General features: G+C 64.5%; 23 protein-coding genes and 1 tRNA gene. 13 read left to right on the plus strand and 11 right to left on the minus strand.

Translation table 11 applies throughout. The features are described from left to right. Positions 1-21: 21 nt before the first annotated feature. Together CCC_RS11670 and CCC_RS11675 are read right to left on the minus strand one after the other, a co-directional pair. Positions 22-720 carry a phosphoadenylyl-sulfate reductase gene (locus CCC_RS11670; protein ID WP_009868124.1) on the minus strand — a complete coding sequence of 233 codons (699 nt, stop codon included), beginning with the start codon at positions 718-720 and terminating at the stop codon, positions 22-24. Beyond that, positions 720-2,801, minus strand: coding sequence for a nitrite/sulfite reductase (locus CCC_RS11675; RefSeq protein ID WP_041041547.1), 2,082 nt, complete (start codon positions 2,799-2,801; stop codon positions 720-722). Before CCC_RS11675 ends, CCC_RS11670 begins: the two co-directional genes overlap by 1 nt. A gap of 152 nt (positions 2,802-2,953) precedes the next feature. Between CCC_RS11675 and CCC_RS11680 the strand changes: the two genes are divergently transcribed. The 3 genes from CCC_RS11680 to CCC_RS11690 all read left to right on the plus strand — a co-directional run bounded on the left by CCC_RS11680 (position 2,954) and on the right by CCC_RS11690 (position 5,810). After that, on the plus strand, positions 2,954-3,388 hold the full coding sequence (locus tag CCC_RS11680; protein WP_009867008.1) for a rhodanese-like domain-containing protein: 435 nt from the start codon (positions 2,954-2,956) through the stop codon (positions 3,386-3,388). 138 nt (positions 3,389-3,526) lie between these two features. After that, complete coding sequence (locus CCC_RS11685) at positions 3,527-5,134, plus strand: L,D-transpeptidase family protein (RefSeq protein ID WP_082036595.1); 1,608 nt, start codon at positions 3,527-3,529, stop codon at positions 5,132-5,134. A gap of 127 nt (positions 5,135-5,261) precedes the next feature. Continuing rightward, positions 5,262-5,810 (plus strand): DUF882 domain-containing protein, encoded by a 549-nt coding sequence (locus CCC_RS11690; protein WP_009867473.1) that lies wholly within the window; start codon positions 5,262-5,264, stop codon positions 5,808-5,810. Between the two features lie 10 nt (positions 5,811-5,820). Here the strand turns inward: CCC_RS11690 and CCC_RS11695 are convergent, their stop codons facing one another. Further along, positions 5,821-6,483 carry a hypothetical protein gene (locus tag CCC_RS11695; protein ID WP_041041686.1) on the minus strand — a complete coding sequence of 221 codons (663 nt, stop codon included), beginning with the start codon at positions 6,481-6,483 and terminating at the stop codon, positions 5,821-5,823. A 127-nt stretch (positions 6,484-6,610) separates the two neighbouring features. Here CCC_RS11695 and CCC_RS11700 point away from each other — a divergent pair, with 127 nt between their 5' ends. Next, a complete protein-coding gene (locus CCC_RS11700) occupies positions 6,611-8,689 on the plus strand; it encodes an ATP-binding protein (protein ID WP_009867471.1) in 2,079 nt (692 codons plus the stop codon). Positions 8,690-8,806: 117 nt separating this feature from the next. Next, positions 8,807-9,475 (plus strand): response regulator transcription factor, encoded by a 669-nt coding sequence (locus CCC_RS11705; RefSeq protein ID WP_041041551.1) that lies wholly within the window; start codon positions 8,807-8,809, stop codon positions 9,473-9,475. Between the two features lie 16 nt (positions 9,476-9,491). Here the strand turns inward: CCC_RS11705 and CCC_RS11710 are convergent, their stop codons facing one another. Further along, positions 9,492-10,232 carry a GGDEF domain-containing protein gene (locus tag CCC_RS11710; protein ID WP_009868709.1) on the minus strand — a complete coding sequence of 247 codons (741 nt, stop codon included), beginning with the start codon at positions 10,230-10,232 and terminating at the stop codon, positions 9,492-9,494. A 149-nt stretch (positions 10,233-10,381) separates the two neighbouring features. On the opposite strand from CCC_RS11710, the gene purE reads away from it, so the two are divergent. The 3 genes from purE (at position 10,382) to CCC_RS11725 (ending at position 12,726) form a co-directional block, all read left to right on the plus strand. Further along, positions 10,382-10,903, plus strand: coding sequence for a 5-(carboxyamino)imidazole ribonucleotide mutase (gene purE / locus CCC_RS11715; RefSeq protein WP_041041553.1), 522 nt, complete (start codon positions 10,382-10,384; stop codon positions 10,901-10,903). Next, entirely contained in the window at positions 10,900-12,009 is a 1,110-nt protein-coding gene (locus CCC_RS11720) for a 5-(carboxyamino)imidazole ribonucleotide synthase (protein ID WP_009868707.1), read from the plus strand. The genes purE and CCC_RS11720 overlap by 4 nt, the downstream gene beginning before the upstream one ends. Positions 12,010-12,120: 111 nt before the next feature. Continuing rightward, positions 12,121-12,726, plus strand: a complete 606-nt coding sequence (locus CCC_RS11725; protein WP_041041555.1) for a DedA family protein — start codon at positions 12,121-12,123, stop codon at positions 12,724-12,726. A gap of 3 nt (positions 12,727-12,729) precedes the next feature. On the opposite strand, the gene CCC_RS11730 is transcribed toward CCC_RS11725, so the two are convergent. The 3 genes from CCC_RS11730 to CCC_RS11740 form a co-directional block, all read right to left on the minus strand. Continuing rightward, positions 12,730-13,533, minus strand: coding sequence for a transglycosylase SLT domain-containing protein (locus CCC_RS11730; RefSeq protein WP_052473165.1), 804 nt, complete (start codon positions 13,531-13,533; stop codon positions 12,730-12,732). Between the two features lie 308 nt (positions 13,534-13,841). Then, positions 13,842-14,435, minus strand: a complete 594-nt coding sequence (locus CCC_RS11735) for a GNAT family N-acetyltransferase (protein WP_009868704.1) — start codon at positions 14,433-14,435, stop codon at positions 13,842-13,844. Continuing rightward, positions 14,432-15,322, minus strand: a complete 891-nt coding sequence (locus tag CCC_RS11740; protein WP_041041557.1) for an N-formylglutamate amidohydrolase — start codon at positions 15,320-15,322, stop codon at positions 14,432-14,434. The genes CCC_RS11735 and CCC_RS11740 overlap by 4 nt, the downstream gene beginning before the upstream one ends. Positions 15,323-15,507: 185 nt before the next feature. Here CCC_RS11740 and CCC_RS11745 point away from each other — a divergent pair. The 3 genes from CCC_RS11745 (at position 15,508) to CCC_RS11755 (ending at position 16,496) form a co-directional block, all read left to right on the plus strand. Beyond that, positions 15,508-15,582: transfer RNA gene (locus CCC_RS11745), tRNA-Val, on the plus strand. 126 nt (positions 15,583-15,708) lie between these two features. Then, positions 15,709-16,185: a hypothetical protein gene (locus CCC_RS11750; protein ID WP_009868702.1), complete on the plus strand. Its 477-nt coding sequence runs from the start codon at positions 15,709-15,711 to the stop codon at positions 16,183-16,185. An 80-nt stretch (positions 16,186-16,265) separates the two neighbouring features. Continuing rightward, complete coding sequence (locus tag CCC_RS11755) at positions 16,266-16,496, plus strand: TraR/DksA C4-type zinc finger protein (protein ID WP_009868701.1); 231 nt, start codon at positions 16,266-16,268, stop codon at positions 16,494-16,496. Positions 16,497-16,697: 201 nt separating this feature from the next. On the opposite strand, the gene CCC_RS22565 is transcribed toward CCC_RS11755, so the two are convergent. From CCC_RS22565 to CCC_RS11770, 4 genes are all read right to left on the minus strand, one after another. Beyond that, complete coding sequence (locus tag CCC_RS22565) at positions 16,698-16,871, minus strand: hypothetical protein (RefSeq protein ID WP_009868700.1); 174 nt, start codon at positions 16,869-16,871, stop codon at positions 16,698-16,700. A 68-nt stretch (positions 16,872-16,939) separates the two neighbouring features. Further along, positions 16,940-18,211 carry an NAD(P)/FAD-dependent oxidoreductase gene (locus CCC_RS11760; RefSeq protein WP_041041559.1) on the minus strand — a complete coding sequence of 424 codons (1,272 nt, stop codon included), beginning with the start codon at positions 18,209-18,211 and terminating at the stop codon, positions 16,940-16,942. Next, the gene (locus CCC_RS11765) at positions 18,208-18,501 is read right to left on the minus strand and encodes a c-type cytochrome (protein ID WP_082036596.1); all 294 of its coding nucleotides are present in this window, start codon (positions 18,499-18,501) and stop codon (positions 18,208-18,210) included. Before CCC_RS11765 ends, CCC_RS11760 begins: the two co-directional genes overlap by 4 nt. A gap of 48 nt (positions 18,502-18,549) precedes the next feature. Beyond that, complete coding sequence (locus CCC_RS11770; RefSeq protein WP_009868697.1) at positions 18,550-18,918, minus strand: rhodanese-like domain-containing protein; 369 nt, start codon at positions 18,916-18,918, stop codon at positions 18,550-18,552. A gap of 216 nt (positions 18,919-19,134) precedes the next feature. Between CCC_RS11770 and coxB the strand changes: the two genes are divergently transcribed. Together coxB and ctaD are read left to right on the plus strand one after the other, a co-directional pair. Next, complete coding sequence (gene coxB, locus CCC_RS11775; RefSeq protein ID WP_009868696.1) at positions 19,135-19,980, plus strand: cytochrome c oxidase subunit II; 846 nt, start codon at positions 19,135-19,137, stop codon at positions 19,978-19,980. Next, positions 19,977-21,581 (plus strand): cytochrome c oxidase subunit I, encoded by a 1,605-nt coding sequence (ctaD, locus tag CCC_RS11780; RefSeq protein ID WP_009868695.1) that lies wholly within the window; start codon positions 19,977-19,979, stop codon positions 21,579-21,581. The genes coxB and ctaD overlap by 4 nt, the downstream gene beginning before the upstream one ends.

Genomic DNA, 21,581 nt, shown 5'->3' on the forward strand with positions numbered 1-21,581 from the left:
CTCTTACTTATCTTTCCGCGTTCAGATCCCGGCGCCATCGAGGCCCAGGGACATGGTATGAATGCCGCACTCGCTCTTGCCCTTGCCTGCCCAGCGCCCGGCCCGGAGGGGCTGGCCCGGATCCACCGGGCGGGTGCAGGGCCAGCAGCCGATGGAGCGGTAGTTTTGCGCCACCAAAGGGTGGCGCGGCAGGCTACGCTTGACGAAATAGGCCTCGATCTCCTCGGCGCTCCACTTGGCCAACGGGCTGACCTTCAACACGCCGCCGCCATCGGACAGGGTGGCAAGGTTTTCCCGCTCGGCGCCATGGGCCCGCTTGCGCCCGTCCACCAGGGCGTCGAATCCCTTCACGGCACGGGCCAGGGGGCGGACCTTGCGCAATTCGCAACATCGGTCATGATCTTCACGCCACAACTCGTCGGCTTCCTTCAACTCCGCCTCGGAGGGATGGACCGCCAGCACATTGGTCAAGCCCAGGATTGCTTCCAATTGGCTGCGATAGGCGATGGTTTCATCAAACAATTCGTTGGTGTCGAGAAAGATCACCGGCAGACCGGGATCGACCTGGGCCACCAGATCGAGCAGCACCGCCGATTCCGCCCCGAAGGAAGAGGTCACGGCGATACGCCCGGCCAGATCACCGGCCACCAGGGCGGCAAGGAGTTCCCTTCCTTCCAGATGGCCGTATTGGCGGATCAGATGCTCGACGTCCAGGGACATCAAGCCACCCCCGACAGGATCGAGGCCAGATCACCCACCTCGGCCACCACGGGCGCCTTGGGCTTGGTAATCAGCACACCCACCGTATCGATGAAATAGGCCACCGCCTCGCGGTAGCTCGCCGCCTCTCCAGCCACCAGGGCGGAGGTGCGCTCGGCCAGCACGGATTCGAAGGCGTTGACGGCTTCGATGCTGGCCGCCTGCGACGAACGGAACAGGGCGAAGATCGATTCGGCGTCCTGGTCATCCTCGGTCACCACCCCGTGGGTGGCCAGCAGCAGACGCAGGGCGTAGACACTCGCCACCTCGCCAGCCTTCAGAGCCTCGGGCCAGCGGCCACGGGCAAGGAAACGGTCCAGATTGATCAGCCCGTCATCGGCCAAATCGGTGTAATAGGTGGTGCTGACCTGGGGCGCGGCGCATTCGCCCTTGGCCTTGGGCGGACCGAGGAAGACATCCTTGTCGCCCCAATCGGTGAACAGATCATCGCCCTCGGCTGCCGCCAGGGGCTTGAGTACCTCATTGATGCCATCCTTGCCCAGACGCTCGGCCCAGGCGCGGGTGGACTCGCCCCCAAGGCGGGCGGCCTGGATTTCCCGGCGCAACAGCGCAACGGCTTGGTTGGCGAGGCGGGCGGGGACGACGGGGCCCTCCAGCCCCACCCGACCGGCATAGGCGTCGCCGCCGAAGTGAAGCTGGTAGTGGGGCGCGGGCTTGCCGTCGATCTTCTTGCCCATGCCATGCAAGCCGATATCGGCCACATGATGCAGGCCGCAGGAATTCTGGCAGCCCGACACATGCACCGAGACGCCCTTGGCGTCGGGGGCCCCTTGGGCCTCCTTCTCCACCTGGATGCCGAAGCTTTGGGAATTGGTGATGCCGATGCGGCAGGTGGTGGTGCCGGGGCACGACACCACATCGGGAACGTCCAGGGCCGTAGCGGGAATGTCCAGGCCAATGGCGCGCACGGCCCTCGTCACCTCATCGACCTTGTCCTTGGCCACGTCCAGAAGGGCCAGCTTCTGATCACGGGTGGTGGACAGGCGGGTAACCCCCGCCCTCACGGCGATGTCGTGAAGCGCGTCCAGTTGATCGGAATCGATGTTGCCCAGAGGCACATAGATCACCAGGGCCACCTTGCCGTCATGGCCGGGAACCACACCCACGGGGGTGCGGGCCACGGGGGCCTCAATCGGCTTGCGCCAGGCCAGGGGCTGCCAGGGGCGCTGCGGCAGGTTCTTCAGACGATCGAATTCTTCCCTGAACAGGGCGGTGAACTTCTCGGCCCCAAAGCGCTTGAGAACGAATTTGAGACGGGCCAGGGCGCGGTCGCGGCGGTTGGAATAGCGCTGGTGAATGCGGGCGGTGGCCTCGATGACGGTGGGCAGGTCCTCCTCAGGCACGAAGGACAGAACTTCCGCCGCCATGATGGGCTGACCACCCAGACCGCCGCCGGCCAGAACCTTGAACCCCGGCTTGCCGTCCTTTTCCACGGCGACAAAGCCCAGGTCGTGAATGGGCGAGGCGCCGCAATCGGTGGCACAGCCCGATACGGTGAACTTCATCTTGCGCGGCATGTGCTGGACCAGCGGATGACGCAACCACGTCCGCGCCAGTTGCTCGGCCACCTTGCCGGCGTCCACCAGTTCGCGGCCGCAGGCCCCGGCCAGGGCGCAAGACGTCATGTTGCGCAGCGTATTGCCGCAAGCCTCGCGGGTGGTGATGCCCCCGGCGTTGAGGACTTCCAGCATGTCGGCGGAACGCTCCAGCGGCACGTAATACAGCTGGAAATCCTGCCGAGTGGTGATATGGGCCGGACCCTTGGCGAAATCGCGGTTGACGCGGGCCAGGGTCTTCAGCCAAGGCGTCGGCACGATGCCGCCCGGAATCTTGATGCGAACCATCTGGACACCGGCCTGCTTCTGGCCGTAGACACCGTGGCGCAGGCGGAACGCGGTAAAGCGCTCGGCATCCCATTCGCCGCTCTGATGGCGCTGAAGGCCTTGCCGGTATTCCGCCAGATCCGAACTGCGAACCAGAGGCTCGATGACGGAAAGGTCGGCGTGGGTGGCGTCCTTCATAACAAAGCCTCGCGCTATTCACACCAAAACAGGTGTGTGTTTTCGATTAACAACGGTTTACAGCACATTTTACATCGCAGTCAACATTTTTCGTGTACAATAGATCTATTATGCACTAGCTTTTATGTACAATACAGCCTCGGAGCCCCGCTATGACCACCCTCTCCTCTCTCGGCTATGCCGGTGAAATCACCCCGGCCGAAGCCTGGGACCGCCTTGCCTCCGACCCCTCGGCCAAGATCATCGACGTCCGCACCCAGGCGGAATGGTCCTTTGTCGGCGTCCCCGACCTGGCGCCGGTGGGCAAGCAGGTCCTGCTGGTCTCTTGGCAGGTTTTCCCCACCATGGCCCGCAACGACGCCTTCGCCGCCCAAGTGGAAGCCCACGGCGTGAAGAAAGACGATACGGTATTGCTGCTTTGCCGCTCGGGCGTGCGCTCGCGCGCTGCGGCTGAATTCCTGACCCAATTAGGCTATACCGCCGCCTGGAATATCACGGATGGGTTCGAGGGCCCCCACGACCCCGCCAAGCACCGCGGCGCCGTGGCCGGGTGGAAAGCCTCGGCCCTTCCGTGGGTCCAAGGCTGATGCGTCGAGATTATTACGCATAGCCGCGCTGTTGCCCGTTGACACCCGGGCCATTAGGATTGATATCGAGTCATGCGAAAGGTCATACCCTTACGCCAAAAATGTTGATTGCCCGTCATCCGGGCCAGAGGTCAAACGGTGTTGTCGTCTCGCCCACTGCTATTCTCGCTCACCATGGGCCTGGCCGTTCTCGGCTGGGACGTGCCTGCTCAGGCCCAATCCGCTGCCGAGACGCAGCGACGTATTGAAGCGGCCATCGCCACCGCGCCCACGGCCGACCCGGCCCAGGATGGCAAGGCTCTGCGGGATTTTTACCGTGCCCGCCAGGGCCTGCCCGCCTGGAGCGGCGATAATGCCGCCTCGGGCAAGGCATTGCTGGCCCAGATCAGCGGTTTGGCCTTGGCGCAGGGACTCGACCCCGCGGCCTATGCCCTGCCCACCGGCGCCGGAGAGATGGATGCCGACGTCCTGATCAGCGCGGCCCTGCTGCGTTTCGGGCGCGACTTGTCCGTCGGCGCCGTCCTTCCGGCCCGCAATCTGGGTGGGTTCGGCGCCGAGACTCGTGGAGAGTTCGACGGCGCCCGTTTCCTCAAGGCTCTTGCCGAGGGCAAGCCCCTGACCGAACAGATCGACGTCATATCCCCCCAATATGTTGGCTATATGCGCCTGCGTGACGGATTGGAAAAGGCGCGCGCCATCGCCGCCGCAGGCGGCTGGCCCAGCATTCCCGACGGCGCCAAGCTGGTCCCAGGCGACACCGACGACCGCGTCCCTGTCCTGCGCCGCCGTCTGATCGCCTCGGGCGATCTGGGCGACGGTCTGGCCGAGGGCCGGACCTATGATGCCCCTCTGGCCGAGGCGGTCAAGCGCTTCCAGCTCCGCCACGGTCTTGAGCCCGACGCCACCATCGGCGGCAAGACTCTGGCTCATCTCAATGTTCCCGCCGATGCCAGGGCGCGCCAGATCGCGGTCAATATGGAACGCTGGCGCTGGATGCCCCATTCCTTCGGTCGCCACCACATCGCCGTCAACATCGCCGCCCAGCAGATGGAAGTGGTCGAGGACGGGGCCGTGGCCATGTCCATGCGGGTGGTGGTCGGCGACGTCAAGCACCCAACGCCCAGCATGAGCACCACCATGAGTTCGGTGGTTCTCAACCCCGCCTGGCGGGTGCCGACCAGCATCGCCAACAAGGAAATCCTGCCCAAGCTGCGCAAGGATCCCAACTATCTGACCAGCAGCAAGCTCCAGATCGTCGATTATCCTGAGGGCAGCCCGGAATCGGCGGGCGATGGTGTCGATTGGAACGCCATCGGCAAGAAATTCCCCTATCGCCTGCGTCAGCCTCCGGGGCCGGATAACGCCCTTGGCCAGTTGAAGTTCAACCTGACCGATTCTGACGATATCTACATGCATGACACCAATAACCGCAGGGTGTTCGGACGCTCCTACCGGGCATTGTCCCATGGCTGCGTCAGGCTGGAACGGCCTGTGGAACTGGGCGAGTTGATGCTGGGCCCGCGTTGGCAGGGCAAGCTGGCGGAAAACATCGCGGCCAATCGGTCCACCCGCACCTTGATGCTGGAGCGGACCACCCAGGTCTACATGATGTATTGGACCGCCTGGACCGACGAGGCCGGAATTCTTCACTTCCGTGACGACATATACGGCCATGACCGACGGCTTATGACCGCCATGGAGCGCAGCCGGAGTCCCGCGCCCCGCCCCGCATCGGGCCGGTCCTGACCCGATCCGCGATCGCCATACCTACCCGCAAACCGGACCAAGGGGTAGTTGACTCCTGCCCGCCCGAAAATGCTAATAAGGTCCCCACCCGAGGGGGAGAGCCTCGGTTCACGGAGACGGAGGGGGAATGTTCGATAAGGCGAAAAGCCGGCGTGGCTTCCTTGGACTCGGTCTGAGCGCGGCAGCCACCCTGGTGATCAGCAATCCGGTCGAGGCCGCCGTCCGGCGCCTGCCCGAGCGCCAGATCCACCTTTACAACACCCATACGGGCGAATCGCTGAAGTCCATCTATTGGGCCGAAGGGCGCTACCAGACCAAGTCCATCGCCCAGATCAGCCGTTTCCTGCGCGATCACCGCAACGGCCAGGTCCACCCCATGGACCCCAAGCTGCTCGACATGATGAACTCGGTCCAGCGCAAGGTCGGCGCCAAGGGGCCGATCCACATCATCTGCGGCTATCGCTCTCCCGCCACCAACGCCATCATGGCCTCGCTCAGCGACGGCGTCGCCACCCAGTCCCTGCACACCCAGGGCAAGGCGGTGGATATCCGGCTGCCCGGCCACGCCACCCGCCATGTGGGTAAGGCCGCCCTGTCGCTCAAGGCGGGAGGCGTCGGCATGTATCCCGAATCCGATTTCGTCCACATCGACACCGGCCGCGTGCGGACCTGGTAGGAGCTTTCTCCTACTTTCCCTTGCGGCCCTCGAGCATAGGCCGAAGAGACTCGACCGCCTGGACCACCTTGTCCGGCGGCACTTGGCGAAGGTCGAAGCCGAACCAGCCCTTGGGCACGTCGAACATCTGACGGTCCACCGGCCCGACCCGCACGTCGGACAAGGTCATCTCCACCGGGGAATCATCGCCGTCGGCGCTGCTCAGCACGCCCACCGCCTTGACCACGATACCGTCGCGGCTGGTCCAGATGTCACCGGAAAAGCCGCCCTTGGGCCCCTCGGCCAAGGTCTTCCAGCGGGTGGCGCGCAGACCGCCGACGGTTTCGTCGCGCAGCCGCGTGCGATTGGCCTGCCATGCGTCCAACCCGCCGACCATGCCTGCGGCGGCGCGCAGCGACAGTCCCACATACCACTTGCCCGACAGCCCCAGGAGGGTGGCACTGTCGGCCTTGCGGTCGATGAGGATGCCCTGGCCGCCGCCCGTGGTGGCGACTTCGCGCCGTTCCAGACCGGGCGCATGCCAGACCCGGCCGTGATAGGTGCCGCGCGACGAGGTGACCGAAAAGGCGGCGGCATAGGAGACCGGCACGTCCAGCAGGTCGAGAGCCGGTTCGGCGGCAAGGGCAGAACCTCCCCAAACGAACATCAACAACAAGGCGATGAAATGGCGCACGGGACCCTCGCGAAACATTGTCTTGCAGCAAAGCACGGGCAGGACTTGGGCTCAAGCACCGGAACAATCCGGTTGCGCCGCCCTTGGCACGCCGTATCATCGTACCCTGCTTAAGGAGAGGGCGCCCATGTCCCAGGATACCAATACCGGACGGCGCCGTATGGATCAGGCCGCCGGACTGCTGGTCCGCACCACCGAGGCGCTGTTGCGGGCTTCGGACGAGACGGAGCTACTGGAACAGATCTGCCGGATCGGGGCCGAGGCGGGACATTGTCTATGCTGGATCGGTTATGCCGGAGAAGGGCCTGAGCGGCCGGTCACGATCATGGCCCGTGCCGGGCAGTCGGCGGATTACCTGGACGGCCTGACCGTCAGTTGGAACGACGACCCGTCCGGCCAAGGCCCGACCGGCATCGCCATCCGCAACGGCCAGCCCTATGTGGTCGCGGACACCTTGACTGACCCGAATTTCGCCCCCTGGCGGGACAAGGCGGAACGCTTCGGTTTCCGCTCGGGCGTGGCCCTTCCCGTCGGCGAGGGTGACGAACGGATCGGCGCCCTCATGTACTACGCCACCCGGCCCAATATGTTCGATGCCCAAGTGGTCGGCATGCTGATGGGCGTGGCCCGCAATCTGTCGCACGGCATCGCCGCGCTACGCATGCGCGGCCGCCATCAGCATGTCGCCCGTGAACTGGCCGAAAGCGAGCAGCGTTACCGTTCCCTGGTGGAACTGGCCCCCGACGCCATCGTCGTCCATGGCCATGGCACCATCTTGTTTGCCAACCAGGCCGCCATCCACGCCTTCGGCGCCAGTTCCCGATCCCGCCTCACCGGAAGGCTGGTCCTGGATCTGGTCCATCCCGAAAGCCGCGACGACGCGCTGGAACGTCTGGAAGCGCCGCCGCCCGGTCATATCCTCAATCACTATCGGTTGCTGCGCCTGGACGGCACGCCTTTCGAAGCGGAGGTCCTGGCCTGTTCCATCTCGTTCAAGGGGCTTCCAGCCCGGCTGCTGGTGGTCCGCGACATCAGCGAGCGCACCAGGGTGCAGGAAACCCTGATGCAGACCGCCAAACTGGCCACGCTGGGTGAGATGGCCGCCGGTCTGGTCCACGAATTGTCCCAACCCCTCAACATCATCCGTCTTGCCGCCGAGGGCGCCATGATGCTGATCGAGCGGGATAAGGCCTCACAGGAATTCCAGACCCAGCAATTCGCCCTGATCGCCGAGCAATGTGAACGGACCGCCGAGATCATCGACGATATCCGCATCTTCTCGCGCCGCGACACGGCTCCCATTCAGGTTTTCGACGCGGCTCTGGCGGTACGCTCCGCCGTCGAAGTGCTCGAAGGTCAATTCCGCCCCGACGGGATCACCGTCGATCTGGACCTGCCCACCGGCCCTCTTCCCGTGAGCGGACGGCGCATCCAGTTGGAGCAGGTGATGATGAATCTGCTGAACAACGCCCATCACGCGCTGCGCGATTCCAAGGATGCCATGCCCTCCGACTGGACCGGCAAGATCGCGGTCAGGGCCACCCGCCAGGATGACAGCGTGCAAATCGTCATCGACGACAACGGTCCAGGCATCCCCGATTCCATGAAACCCCATCTGTTCGAACCCTTCTTCACCACCAAGGAGGCCGGTCGCGGCACGGGGCTTGGCCTGTCGGTCAGTCATGGCCTCGTTGTCGCCATGAAGGGCGATCTGGCCTTGGGGGAGAGCCCCCAGGGCGCCAGCTTCGTCATTACCCTGCCGCTGGATCTGCATGCCGCCGGTCCGACGCCCCTGCCCTCTCTGTCGCCGGGCCGGGCGCCGTCGGCCGTATCAGCCGACGCACACATCCTGGTGGTTGACGACGAGGCCACCGCCGCCCAGACCCTGGCCCGCTACCTGCGCGAGCTTGGCTATCGGGTCAGCATCGCCGGGACGGGAATCGAGGCCTGGAAGTTGTTCTCCGAAGACCCCGCCGACGTGGTCATCACCGATCTGCGCATGCCCGCTGGCAATGGCGAACAACTGGTGGAAAAGCTGCGCGACTACGACCCGCTGCTGCCCATCGTCATCGTCACCGGCCATCTGGGCGCCACCGAGCGGGTCGCCGCCAATCTGGAGGACGACCGTTGCGCCGTCCTGAAAAAGCCCGTCGCCCTGGGACAGTTGGGGGAACTGGTCACGGTATTTCTGCGGCCGCCCGTTTAGGACATTTTGGCAAGACGCTCTCAGACGCCATTGTTTGTTCCCAAAAGCCCGTTTATACTTTCAGGTAGGTTGGGGAGCGCTTGACGGCGCGGGCAAACGAAGTCGGGAGCGGGGCTCATGCAAATCCTGGTGGCAGATGACCACAAATTGGTACGCGATGGCTTGAGACCGTTTCTGCAGGAACTCGACCCTGGCGCAGAGATTCTCGACGCCGCCACCTTGGGCGAGGCGATCAAGGTCATCGAGGAAAAGCCGGGAATCGGGCTGGTCCTTCTGGACCTGATGATGCCCGGCATGGATGGCCTTTCGGGGCTGGAGCAGATCAAGACCCGCATTCCAGAGACACCGGTGGTCATCGTTTCGGGCTATTCCACCCGCGACCATGTGGTGTCGGCTGTGCAGGCGGGCGCCGCGGGCTTCATCCCCAAGACGGTCAGCGGAACCGCCATGGTCAATGCGCTGCGCCTGGTCCTGTCTGGCGAGAAGTATCTCCCGTCCAGCACCTTCTTCGAAGACCCCAACAACCAGACCATCAATCCGGCGGCGGCCAAGCCCACCGGCGCGCCCCCCCCCTTCGACCGACTGTCGCGGCGCGAAGGCGAGATTCTTGCCCAACTGGTCGAGGGGCGCACCAACAAGGAAATCGCCATCGCGCTTTCCCTGCAGGAAATCACCATCAAGGTCCATCTGCGCAACGTCTACCGTAAGATCGGCGCCGCCAACCGCGCCCAGGCGGTACGGATCGCCCTGCAATCGGGCTGGGTGATGCCGGAAGTCATCAATTAGGCTTTATACGGCCCCGTTACCCGGCCAGCCCGCGCCGTGCCCGGTCGGCTGCCGCCACGGCGGATTCCGCGTTCTCGCCCGGCTGCAGCACATGGTAGCCGGAGAACAGGGCGAAGGCGTGAACGTCGCCCTGCCAATAGAATGGCTGCTGGTTGATGCGTTCCATGATGTCGCGCACCTTGTCGCGCGCCGCCGCAAGCTCGGTTCCCGACAGCAGCAAGGCGAAGTCGCTACCTCCCATCAGCCCCACCGGGTCGGAGCTGCGCAACGCCCCAACCAGATGGGCGGTAACGTGGCGCAGCGCCCCATCGCCCGCCGCCAGCCCCAGGGACTGGCGCAGACTCTCGATACCGGCCACATGCAGCAGAACCAGGGTTCCCGAGCCATGGCCGGTGCTGAGCAGCCCCTCGAGCTCGCGGATGAAACCGCGACGGTTCAGCGCGGGCACCGTCGCGTCGCGATCGGCCAGCCCCTCGAGAAACGCCTGGCGGCGTCGGGACTGGGAATCCATCCAGCGCAGCCGGTCGGCCTCGCTCAGCAGGCCGGTCACCGCCTTGAGCACCGCCGGAGTGATGGCGGCATCGGGCAGTCCCAGGATGGAGGCCACATCGGCCACGCTGTGCTGGATATGGGGCGGTTCGTTGGGCGGATAGGGCGAATGGGGATGATGGCCCGGAGGATGGGAATCCCTGTCCAGGGCGTATTCGTTGACATGCCCGACCGAGTAAACCGGCTCGCTGCGAAACTGGTTTGCCATCCGTCCTCCTGAAAGGAAGAGCGATTTCAAGGCATGGTAGCACAGGGGTTCTGACCCTGTCCGAAATTTCGCCAATCGGTCCTTGCGTCCGGGGCGCGTCTGCATATAATTCCGCCCTTTCTCTTCCCGAGACAGGGTAGGAACAGCGCATGGGCAAAGTAGTGCCTCCCCAGGTCGGCATCATCATGGGCAGCCAGTCCGACTGGGAAACCATGCGTCACGCAGCCCAGGTGCTGAGCGATCTGGGCATCGCCTTCGAGACCAGGGTTGTCTCGGCCCACCGCACGCCCAAGCGCCTCTACGACTACGCCACCTCGGCCAAGGGCCGCGGCCTCAAGGTCATCATCGCCGGGGCTGGCGGCGCCGCCCATCTGCCTGGCATGGCCGCCGCCATGACCACGCTTCCGGTCTTCGGCGTGCCCGTGGAAAGCAAGGCGCTGAAGGGCATGGACTCGCTGCTGTCCATCGTCCAGATGCCCGGCGGCATTCCCGTGGGAACCCTGGCCATCGGTAAAGCGGGCGCCACCAATGCCGCCCTGCTGGCCGGAGCGGTCATCGCCCTGATGGAGCCCGGTGTGGACAAGGCTCTGGAAGCCTGGCGCGCCCGCCAGACCGAATCCGTGGCCGAGGCGCCCGTAGACCCCGATTCTCCCGACCTGATCCGCCCGTGAGCCACGACCCCACGTCGTCACCGCTGCCGCCCGGCAGCACCATCGGCATTATCGGCGGCGGCCAGCTGGGCCGCATGGCCGCCCTGGCTGCGGCGCGGCTGGGCTATCTCGTCCACATCTTCACGCCCGAGACCGGCTCCCCCGCCGCCCAGGTGAGCGACGCCGTCACCATCGCCCGCTACGACGACCAGGACGCCATCGAGCGCTTTGTCCGTTCGGTGGACGTGGTGACCTTCGAGTTCGAGAATATTCCGGCGGAAAGCGTCCGCCATATGGCCGAACTGGTACCGGTTCGGCCGTGCTGGAGCGTTCTGGAAGTGGCCCAGGACCGCTGCAACGAAAAGCGCTTCTTCAATTCCATCGGCATCGAGACCGCGCCCTGGCGTCCGGTGGGCAGCCTGGACGAGCTGCGCCAGGCCATCGACGCGATCGGACGGCCCGCCGTACTGAAGACCGCCCGGCTGGGCTATGACGGCAAGGGCCAGGTCAAGATCGGTCCCGATACCGACCTGGCCGAGGCCTGGGCCGCCCTGGGCGCCGGACTGGACGAGGCCGGTCTGGGCGTTCTCGAGGGCTTTATCGACTTTCTGGGTGAAATCTCAGTCATCGTGGCGCGCGGCGCCGATGGCGAATGGGCCGCCTTCGATCCGGTGTGGAACGTCCATCGCGACCATATCCTCGACACCACCACCGTCCCCGCCCCCATCTCCCCCTCGCTCATCGGTCAGGCCATGGATATCGCCCATCGCGCCGCCGAAGCGCTGGGCGTGGTGGGATTGCTGGCGGTGGAGATGTTCGTCACCCCCAATGGGCTTCTGGCCAACGAGATGGCCCCCCGGCCGCACAATTCCGGCCACTGGACCATGGATGCCTGCGTCACCGACCAGTTCGAGCAGTTCATCCGCGCCGTCTGCGGTCTGCCGCTGGGCACGCCGGAACGCCACTCCAACGCCGAAATGAAGAATCTGATCGGCGCCGATGTGGATCAGTGGCTGGCCATCCTGAAGGACCCTTCGGCGCGCCTGCATCTCTACGGCAAGGCCGAGGCCCGCCCCGGGCGCAAGATGGGCCATGTCAACCGGATCTGGCCCCGATCCGACCGGTGAACGGCCCATGGCAATGACGATTTCGTAACCTCACGATTTCGCCGTTGACCCCCGACCCATATTGCCGGATTTTGGCGACCGGTCCTTAGCCTTTAGATCTATGGGTTTGCCTTGGAAGAGCTGGTCGTCCACGTCCTGACGCAATACGGATACCTGCTCTATCCGTTCATTACCGCCTGGACCTTCGTCGAAGGCGAGACGGTGGTGATCGTGACGGGCGTCCTGGCCTCGGAAGGCCGTTTTCGCATCCATGTGGAAATGCTGGCCCTGGCGGCGCTGACCGGAAGCTTTTTCGGCGACCAGCTCTATTACTATATCGGCCGCCGCTACGGGACGCCGCTGCTCAAGCGCTGGCCCAGTCTGTCGGGACGCATCGACTGGGCCTTCGAGACGGTCAACCGCAGCCCGGCCGTCTTCATCTTGTCGTTCCGCTGGATCTATGGGGTGCGCAACGTGGCGCCCTTCATCGTCGGCATCGCGGGCGTGCCGCGCGTCAAATATCTGGTGCTGAACTTCATCGCGGCGGCCATCTGGGCTCATTCCTTCGCCTGGGGCGGCTTCTTCATGGGCCGCAAGCTGGAGGAATGGCTGGGCGACAGCAAATGGTTCGTGCTGGGCGGATTCATCGTCTTCATGATCGGCTTTGGAGTATTTGGCGCCATGCGCGGACGCGCCAAGAGCGCACCCAAAGCGGCCGAGCCTTCGGAACCGACCTAGCCGTCAGTGACGGCTGGTGGTCGAGAGCGCGTTGCGGGCTTCCTGGAACCTGACACGGCGCATCTGGTATTCGGTGACCCTGGCCTGACGATAGGCCTCGGCGATGCGGGCGGTCTCGGTGCGCGCCGCCAGGGTGCTTTCGCGCCATGCCTTGCGAATTTCCTCCGCCTTGGCATTGCCGGGAACCTGCTGCAACGGCGGGGCCGAGGGAACCGGCTTGACCCGCGCCGAAGCCACCTGAGTGCCGGTGCTGCCGGGCGGAGCGTTCCACACCTTCATCAGCCTTTCCCGATAGGCCGCCGCCAGATGCGGGGTCTGGGAATGGTAATAGGACGCCGCCGTGGGCCAATGGCCGGTGGCGCCGAACAGGCCTTTGAGGAAGCGGGCGGCATAACCCACATTGGCCGCCGGATCGAAGGCCTCCTCCAGATTGGCGAAGGCGGTGGGATGATGACGCAGATTGACCTGCATGCAGCCCACATCGATATTCTGAACGCCACGGGCCTTGAGACGCTTCACCTCGGCGATGGCCTCGGCCTTACTGGGCAAATATCGCCCCTGCCCCTCGGCCATCACCGTCCAAGGCCAGGCAATAACTGCCTTGTGCGACGAGTCATAGCGCCCGGATTCGACGATGGAAATGGCGTGGAGAAGAGCGGCGGGAATGCCGTAAAGCCGCTCCTGCGCCGCAGTCTCGGCGGCGCACAGCCCTTCATTGGCAATGGTGGGAACGGCGCGGGCGGGCAGCGCGGCCAGGGCCAGAACAGCCCCCGCTCCCACTATCCATGCCATGCGCCGAACCGTCATCTCACTCTCCTAGGGGTCCCAGACCCAGGCGCATTCTTGCACAGCCCATGCCAGGAATTCCAACTTTGCCGGATCAAAGTGGTCATACCTGTGTTGCATCCACCAATGGGGGAAATGGGCCTGTTTGGCGGTTTTCCGCGGTTTCCCGACGGATTTTTATCTTGCGCCGCAGAAAATCCCCCGATATATATTGCACTGCAGCAAAGGCCAGTCTCCGGACCCCTTTACTGCTTTCTTGGACGTTTCCTCCCTAAACTCAAGCCGCTGGGGCAACCCAGCGGCTTTTTTTCTCCCTCCCTCGGAGGAGATCAGGGAATTTCCGGGTCCGACGCCGAAAACAGGGGCGGCGCTTTGGCGCCGTCAGGTAGCGGCCGGTCATCTCCCCCCAAGGTGCGGTGCATGATCACCACATCCACCCAACGACCGAACTTCAGCCCCACGCCGCGCAGCACCCCTTCCTGGCCAAAGCCCAGCGCCCGGTGTACGGCGATGGAGCCCTGATTGGCGGAATCGCCGATCACCGCGATCATCTGGCGGTATCCCGATTCGGTGCAGCGCTCGATAAGCGCCGCCAGCAGGACCCGGCCGATGCCCCGGCGCACCACGAAGGGCGCCACATAGATGGAGTCCTCCACCGTATAACGATAGGCCGAGCGCTGGCGGAACGGCCCGGCATAGGTGTAGCCCAACACCTCGCCCTCCTCCACCGCCACCAGGAACGGCAAACCGCGCGCCTCGACGGCGGCGCGGCGGGCCTTCATTTCCTCGACGGAGGGCACATCTTCCTCGAAGGATGCGGCCGAGCGCGTGACATAAAAGGAATAGATGGCCTGCACCGCCGCCATGTCGTCATCGGTGGCGTCGCGGATCTGGACGGACAGTGGAGTACCCGAACGGCTCATTTGCGCCCGAACTCCTGGGCGGCTGCCGCCAGGGCCGACGCCACCCGCGAGATGTCGGCCTGGACCTTGGCGAAGTCGGGACCGTGGCAGTGCTGGGCCTCGTCCATGTACAAACCCCGGTTGATCTCGATCTGCAAGGCATGGCTGCCCTGGCGCGGTTGACCGTAATGCCGGGTGGTGAACCCCCCGGCATAGGGGGCATTGCGCACCACCCGATAGCCCAGATGCGAGAATGTATCCTCGGCCACCTGGGTGAAGACCGGCGAGCAGGCGGCCGAAAAGCAATCCCCCAGCACCACATCCACGCGGCTCAGGCCGGAATCGCGGTCCATGGGGCCGCCCACCGACGGCATGGAATGGCAATCCACCAGCAAGGACCAGCCGAAGGCCCGGCGCGCGATCTCCACCAGATCCTTCAAGCGGCGATGATAGGGACGGTAGCAGCGGGCGATGCGGCGCTCCGCCTCGGCCACCGGCAACCGCCCGGCATAGATCTCAGCCCCGCTGGCCACCACGCGGGCAATGGTCCCCAGCCCGGCCAGAACCCGTGGGCTGCGGGTATTGGCATGATCGGGCAGATCGCCCGAAAACATGGCGGGGTCCAATTCATAGGGTTCGCGGTTGGGATCGCAATAGGCCCGTGGGAACAAGGCGCTGATCAGCGGCGCCCCCAGATCGACCACGCCCGCATACAACTCGTCCACGAAGCTGTCCTCGGACCGGCGCAGCATGCGGGCGTCCAGGCGGGACGCCGCCACGAATTCGGCGGGATAGTCCCGCCCGGAATGGGGCGAGGCGAAGACGAGCGGCACCAATAGCCGGGGCGGCTCGACCACCCTCAACACGGCGGCATCGTCATTCATCATCTCGGCGGGCATGGCTTCCATGGTCTGCCCGTCCTTCTTAGCAAATCGCCCGGCCCGTGTCATACCCTGCTCCAGGAATTCGGCGACTTTCCGCCCTGAGCATTTTCTATTGTGCAGGCATTTCAGAAGGGCTTGCAATGCCCGAAGAACGACGCTAAAAGAACGTCCCTCGGCCGGGCCCAAGCGAACGGGACGGCGGAGGATAAGGGCGGTTAGCTCAGCGGTAGAGCACTGTGTTGACATCGCAGGGGTCACAAGTTCAATCCTTGTACCGCCCACCATCGAAGGCCTCAGGGAAACCTGGGGCCTTCGTCCGTTTCAGCCCCCCGCCGCCGTCAACCTTGCCTTAATCAATCAATGTCATGATGTGATTCTCATTATCACCCCAGGAAAGATGGGGAAGCGTCATGGCCATCTCTTCGGCAACCCATTCCAAGGCCTTCGTGCATGCCCCCGCTGAGGGCAACGCCTCTGGAGGCGGCAAGACGAGACTGCTGGCCATGACCGGCATCGTCCTGGTGGTCGCCGCTCTGGGAGCCGCCGCCCTGCTGATGCGTCCCCATATGGGAGAAAACGGCGCGGCCCCGACGCCCGAAACCTTCGCGGACCAGATGCTGGCCGCCGCCCGTGCCGGTGGCGGCACCTTCCCCCATGTCTTCGGCGGCACCATCCGCACCGAACGCAATGGCGCCGTCCTGGCCCTGGTCGCCGACAATGTCCCGCCCAGCGTCTGTGTCTCGGTCGGCTGGAAGCTGGTGCGCAAGGGATTGCTGTCCATCAACGGCACCATGCCGCTCCGCGTCTCGGCCGCCAAATTGTCCGATTTGTGCAATCAGGAGGACGGCGGCGCCGTCCTCACCTGGATTCCCAAACAGCCGGAATAACAATCCATCATAGATATTGATTCATTCCGAACCTCCTGCCACCATATGACGGGTTGGGCAACTCTTATGGAGTTTGGGGAATGGATGATATCGATCTCGCGGCCGAGCGCACCGACATGCTGAACGCCGCCGCCATCCAAGCGGTCTTGGAGCGGACGGAATCGGTGCTTTCCACGGGTATCTGCCGCGCTTGCAACGACACGATCGAGCCCGAGCGGCTGCAAGCCAATCCCTATGCCAAGCATTGCCGCGATTGCGCCGACGAGGCCGAGACCCGCGCCCGCCTGGCGCGGCGCTGCGGCCCGCGCTGACACCAATCCGCGTCGATTGAATCTCATTACGGGTTGGCTAGGCCCAAGGGACCGCGCGCCTTATGGCGATGGAGGCAAGGACGCCTGCCGGCTTCGCCGGCAAACATTGGAATGCACGCCTGCGCGTGCAGCGTCCGCCTGCCGCATGAGGGCGTTGCGATGAAATGGCCCGCCCCCGAGTAGGGAGCGGGCCGGTTCAAATCACAGGACCAGAAGGGCGCTGCCGCCGTCCTTTTCGATTTCCCACAGATAACCGAGGGAATCGAGAGCCCTCTCCCGCGACATCAGGGAGTGGACCTCGGGTGCGGCGATGATCGCCCAAACCCGGTCCCGGATTGCCGCCAATTTCTCGCGGCGCGCAGCCTTCTGGCCCATGGTCGTTCACTCCTTTTCGGGAAGCGACTACCCGGACACACTAACGGTCCTATCCTTAACGGATGGTATCAGGCGCCCCAGGCATCGGCGCAAATTCCGTCGTACCAGCCTGTGGCGTATTCGGCCTCGGCCTTGCGGATGTGGCGGTCGGCGTTCAAGGGGCTGACCCCGCCCGCCCCCGGCACCGCGACCCGGCGCCCTCCCGCAGCCTCATAGACACCGGCCACCGAGATGGCGTAATCGGGCGCCAGCAGGCTGTAGCAGACATTGATGGTCTTGCCCGCTGCCGCCCCCTGCCCGGCAACCGAGGCCGCCACCGCGGCGGCGGCGATCTTGGCCTGGTTGTTGGCCGAGGACGCGGATTTCGGCATCTCGCCCGCAATACAGGCATCACCGATCACATGGATGCCAGGGATCAGCCGGGATTCGAAACTCACCGGGTCCACCGGACAAAATCCGCTGGCATCGGCCAGGCCCGCCGTTACAGCGATCCGTCCGGCGCTTTGAGGCGGGATAATATTGGCCAGAGCCGGAGTGAAGCGGTCGAAATCCGTCTCCACCCAGCCCTCGGCGGCGTTGACCCGCACCACCCGCCCATTATTGGCGCCTGACACCCATTCGATCATATCGCCGTAAAGGGCCTTCCAGCCCTCCTGGAACAGGGCCTGTTTCGAAAAGGAATCCTTGGCGTCGAGGATCAGAATCTTGCAGCCATTGCGAGTCCTAGACAGGTGCCAGGCCATCAGACCGGCCCGCTCGTAAGGGCCGGGGGGACAGCGATAGGGATTGCCAGGGGCGGCGATGACCACCACCTGTCCATCCTCCACCGCCTCCAGACGGCGGCGCAGCAAGGCGGTCTGCGGCCCCGCCTTCCAGGCATGGGGCATGCGCTCGGCCGCCCCCTGGTCATAGCCCTCGATTTCGTTCCAGCGCAGATCGATGCCGGGGGAAACGATCAGCCGGTCGTAGCCGATCTCGGCCCCCCCCGCAAGGCGCACCCGCCGCCGCTCCGCCTCGATGGCCGAGACGGTGTCATGCACCACCTCGACTCCGAACCGCGAACGGAGTTGATCGTATCCATGTTCCAGCCGCGACAGGCTTTCGAAGCCGCCGATCACCGCATTGGAACCGGGGCAGGTCACATGCCGAGGGTTGGGTTCGATCAGGATGATGCGCAGATCCGGCAAGGCCCGGCGTAGTGCGCGGGCCGCCGTGGCGCCGCCGAAACCGCCGCCGACGATCACCACCGAAGCCTGTTTTGCTCCTGTCGCCAGGGCCGGGGCAGCCAGCAAGGCGGCGCCACCGCCCAGCATCGCGCGGCGCGACAGCAATGCCGTCATGGCTTGGCCCTCCCGGCGATCTCGCCCGCGATGGCCTCCAATTCCCCGGCGCTGTAACCTCGGGTGATGCGGTCCATCATGGTGGCGGACCGCGAACCGTCACGGAACGCCAGCAGCAGACGCAGCAATTCGGGCGCCGGACGCCCCCCCAGGGCGGGAATGGTGGTGTGGATTTCGGAGGAGTGACAGGCGGCACACGTCTCGGCCTCGACCCGCGCCACGGCATCGGCCTCGGCCGGGGATGCGGTGACGGCCACCATCAAAGCCATGAACGCGGCAGGACTGCGCAAGGTGCCCCCCTTATCGGAGCGGCATTGTAGCCCGATGACAGTCGCCTGTCAGCGTCTCGGTGCGGTGGGGCCGCCCGACGCCTTCCAGCCGAGGATGCCGCCTTGCATGCGATGGATCTCGCCCTGCCAACCGGCGGCCAGCAGCTTCTCGGTGGCGGTACCGCAGCGAACGCCGCTGCGGCAATGGATCACCAGCCGCTTGCCATCGGGAATCTCGGGCATGCGGGCCGGATCGAAGCTGGATAGCGGCATATTGATGGAGCCATCGATAGACTCCGCCGCGTGTTCGTCGGGCTCGCGCACATCCAGCAGGACGATGGAATCCGCCGCCAACCACAGGCGGATCTGCGAGGGAGCAACCACATGGACCTTATCGCTGGCGGGAGCGGAGGAGAGACCGAACAGGCGGGACAGCATACCGAACATCCTCTTTTATCAGATATCGCGAATGTAGTAACTCACCGCCCCCATGCAAGTCCAAAGGCAAAACATTTGCACGATTTCCAGCTTTTTTGCCCTGGGGTCTTGGAATGGCATGACAGCAACCCCACTAATAAGAATGACTTTCAGACGCATCGATTCATCCGCGAGTGGGATTTTTTGCGGATGGCCGGTGCGGGGAGGGACATCCACATGAACAGGTCCAATCTGGCCCTATCCGCGGTGGTTGCGGTCATTGGCATGGCGCCGGTGGCCATGGCCGGAGAACCGCAGCCCTGGGCATTCTCGTTCCAGCCGGGGGCATCGCCCACCATGGAGCGCATCACCTCGCTGGCAAGCTTCATCAACGTCGTGATCGTCGCGATCACCCTGCTGGTGTCGGGGCTGCTGCTTTACGCCTGCACCCGTTTCCGGGCCGACCGCAATCCAAAGCCCGCCACATGGTCGCACAACACGCCGCTGGAGGTTGTCTGGACGGCCATTCCAGCGGTGATCCTGCTTCTGATCGCCATACCGTCCTTCCGCCTGCTCTATTTCATGGACCGGGTCCAGGACGCCGAGATGACCCTGAAGATCGTCGGCCACCAGTGGTACTGGACCTACGAATATCCCGACCACGACTTCAAGTTTGACAGCAACATGGTGCAGGCCGAGGACTTGAAGCCCGGCCAGCCGCGCCTCCTGACCGCCGACAACACCCTGGTGGTCCCGGCCGGCGTGCCCATCCGCCTGCAGATGACCGCCGACGACGTCATCCATTCCTGGTCGGTGCCCGCCTTCGGCATCAAGACCGACGCGGTGCCCGGACGCCTCAACGAGACCTGGGTCCAGGTCAAGGAGCCCGGCACCTATTACGGCCAGTGTTCTCAATTGTGCGGCGTCAATCACGGCTTCATGCCGGTTCACGTCAAGGCGGTCCCTAAGGAAGAGTTCCTGGCCTGGGTCGCCCAGGCCAAGAAGACCTTCGCCCATCTGGACGGCACCCGTCCCGAGACAACCGTGGCCCTTGCCGAAACTGCCGGGGGGAACCGTCCATGAGCACCGCGATCACCCATGACCAGGATCACGGCCACGCCCAGCCCCATGGCTGGAGGCGCTGGCTATACTCCACCAATCACAAGGATATCGGCACGCTCTACCTGATCTTCTCGGTCATCGCCGGGTTGCTGGGTGGCGCCATGTCCATGGTCATCCGCATGCAGTTGGCCCATCCCAACGGCACTATCTTCAACGGCGACTGGCACATGTACAATGTGTTCGTCACCGCCCATGCGCTGACCATGGTGTTCTTCACGGTGATGCCCGCCCTGATCGGCGGCTTTGGCAACTGGTTTGTGCCGCTGATGATCGGCGCGCCCGACATGGCCTTTCCCCGGTTGAACAATATCAGCTTCTGGCTGTTGCCCCCCGCCTTCATCATGATGCTGCTGTCCATGTATGAGGGTGCCGGAGCGGGCACGGGCTGGACATTGTACCCGCCCCTGTCCACTGCCTATCACCCCGACGCTTCGGTGGACTTCGCCATCCTGGGCCTGCATCTGGCGGGCATCAGTTCGGTTCTGGGCGCCATCAACTTCATCTGCACCATCCTCAATATGCGCGCCCCCGGCATGACCATGCACCGCATGCCGCTATTCGTCTGGGCCATGCTGGTCACCGCCTTTCTGCTGCTCTTGTCCATTCCGGTTCTGGCTGGCGCGCTGACCATGCTGCTCACCGACCGCAATTTCGGAACGACCTTCTTCGCGCCCGCCGGGGGCGGAGATCCCCTGCTCTACCAGCATCTGTTCTGGTTCTTCGGCCACCCCGAAGTCTACATCATGATTTTGCCCGCCTTCGGCATCATCAGCCACATCATCGCCACCTTCTCCAAAAAGCCGGTCTTCGGCTATCTGGGCATGGCCTATGCCATGGTGGCCATCGGCTTCGTCGGTTTCGTGGTCTGGGCGCACCATATGTTCACCACCGGCCTGGCCGTGGATACCCGCGCCTATTTCACCGCCGCCACCCTGGTCATCGCCGTGCCCACCGGCATCAAGGTGTTCAGCTGGATCGCCACCATGTGGGGGGGCTCCATCACCTTCCGCGTTCCCATGATGTGGGCGGTGGGCTTCGTCTTCCTGTTCACCATGGGCGGCGTCACCGGCGTGGTTCTGGCCAATAATCCGGTGGATGTGGCGCTGCACGACACCTATTACGTGGTCGCCCATTTCCACTATGTGCTGAGCCTGGGCGCGGTCTTCGCCATCTTCGCCGGTTTCTATTACTGGATCGGCAAGATGAGCGGCCACCAGTACCCCGAGACCCTGGGCAAGATTCATTTCTGGCTGACCTTCGTGGGCGTCAACATCGCCTTCTTCCCGCAGCATTTCCTGGGCGCCCAGGGCATGCCGCGCCGCGTTCCCGATTATCCCGACGCCTTCGCCGGGTGGAATATGGTGTCGTCCATCGGCGCCTATATCGCCTTTGCCGGAACCGTGTTCTTCCTGGTGGTGGTGTGGCGCACCTTCTCTGCGGGCAAGGCGGTGGAAGCCAATCCCTGGGGATCGGGCGCCACCACCTTGGAATGGACGGTCAGTTCGCCGCCGCCGCTTCACAGCTTCGACGAACTTCCCCATATCGCCACTCCGGCGGAGTAA

The organism is Paramagnetospirillum magnetotacticum MS-1, from assembly GCF_000829825.1.
GTDB classification, from domain to species: Bacteria; Pseudomonadota; Alphaproteobacteria; order Rhodospirillales; family Magnetospirillaceae; genus Phaeospirillum; species Phaeospirillum magnetotacticum.

Bases quoted from the DNA above. Each gene is read 5' to 3' on its own strand.
- CCC_RS11670 (WP_009868124.1), bottom strand. From the start codon at position 720: ATGTCCCTGGACGTCGAGCATCTGATCCGCCAATACGGCCATCTGGAA.
- CCC_RS11675 (WP_041041547.1), bottom strand. From the start codon at position 2,801: ATGAAGGACGCCACCCACGCCGACCTTTCCGTCATCGAGCCTCTGGTT.
- CCC_RS11680 (WP_009867008.1), top strand. From the start codon at position 2,954: ATGACCACCCTCTCCTCTCTCGGCTATGCCGGTGAAATCACCCCGGCC.
- CCC_RS11690 (WP_009867473.1), top strand. From the start codon at position 5,262: ATGTTCGATAAGGCGAAAAGCCGGCGTGGCTTCCTTGGACTCGGTCTG.
- CCC_RS11700 (WP_009867471.1), top strand. From the start codon at position 6,611: ATGTCCCAGGATACCAATACCGGACGGCGCCGTATGGATCAGGCCGCC.
- CCC_RS11705 (WP_041041551.1), top strand. From the start codon at position 8,807: ATGCAAATCCTGGTGGCAGATGACCACAAATTGGTACGCGATGGCTTG.
- CCC_RS11710 (WP_009868709.1), bottom strand. From the start codon at position 10,232: ATGGCAAACCAGTTTCGCAGCGAGCCGGTTTACTCGGTCGGGCATGTC.
- purE (WP_041041553.1), top strand. From the start codon at position 10,382: ATGGGCAAAGTAGTGCCTCCCCAGGTCGGCATCATCATGGGCAGCCAG.
- CCC_RS11730 (WP_052473165.1), bottom strand. From the start codon at position 13,533: ATGACGGTTCGGCGCATGGCATGGATAGTGGGAGCGGGGGCTGTTCTG.
- CCC_RS11735 (WP_009868704.1), bottom strand. From the start codon at position 14,435: ATGAGCCGTTCGGGTACTCCACTGTCCGTCCAGATCCGCGACGCCACC.
- CCC_RS11740 (WP_041041557.1), bottom strand. From the start codon at position 15,322: ATGGAAGCCATGCCCGCCGAGATGATGAATGACGATGCCGCCGTGTTG.
- CCC_RS11750 (WP_009868702.1), top strand. From the start codon at position 15,709: ATGGCCATCTCTTCGGCAACCCATTCCAAGGCCTTCGTGCATGCCCCC.
- CCC_RS11755 (WP_009868701.1), top strand. From the start codon at position 16,266: ATGGATGATATCGATCTCGCGGCCGAGCGCACCGACATGCTGAACGCC.
- CCC_RS22565 (WP_009868700.1), bottom strand. From the start codon at position 16,871: ATGGGCCAGAAGGCTGCGCGCCGCGAGAAATTGGCGGCAATCCGGGAC.
- CCC_RS11760 (WP_041041559.1), bottom strand. From the start codon at position 18,211: ATGACGGCATTGCTGTCGCGCCGCGCGATGCTGGGCGGTGGCGCCGCC.
- CCC_RS11770 (WP_009868697.1), bottom strand. From the start codon at position 18,918: ATGCTGTCCCGCCTGTTCGGTCTCTCCTCCGCTCCCGCCAGCGATAAG.
- coxB (WP_009868696.1), top strand. From the start codon at position 19,135: ATGAACAGGTCCAATCTGGCCCTATCCGCGGTGGTTGCGGTCATTGGC.
- ctaD (WP_009868695.1), top strand. From the start codon at position 19,977: ATGAGCACCGCGATCACCCATGACCAGGATCACGGCCACGCCCAGCCC.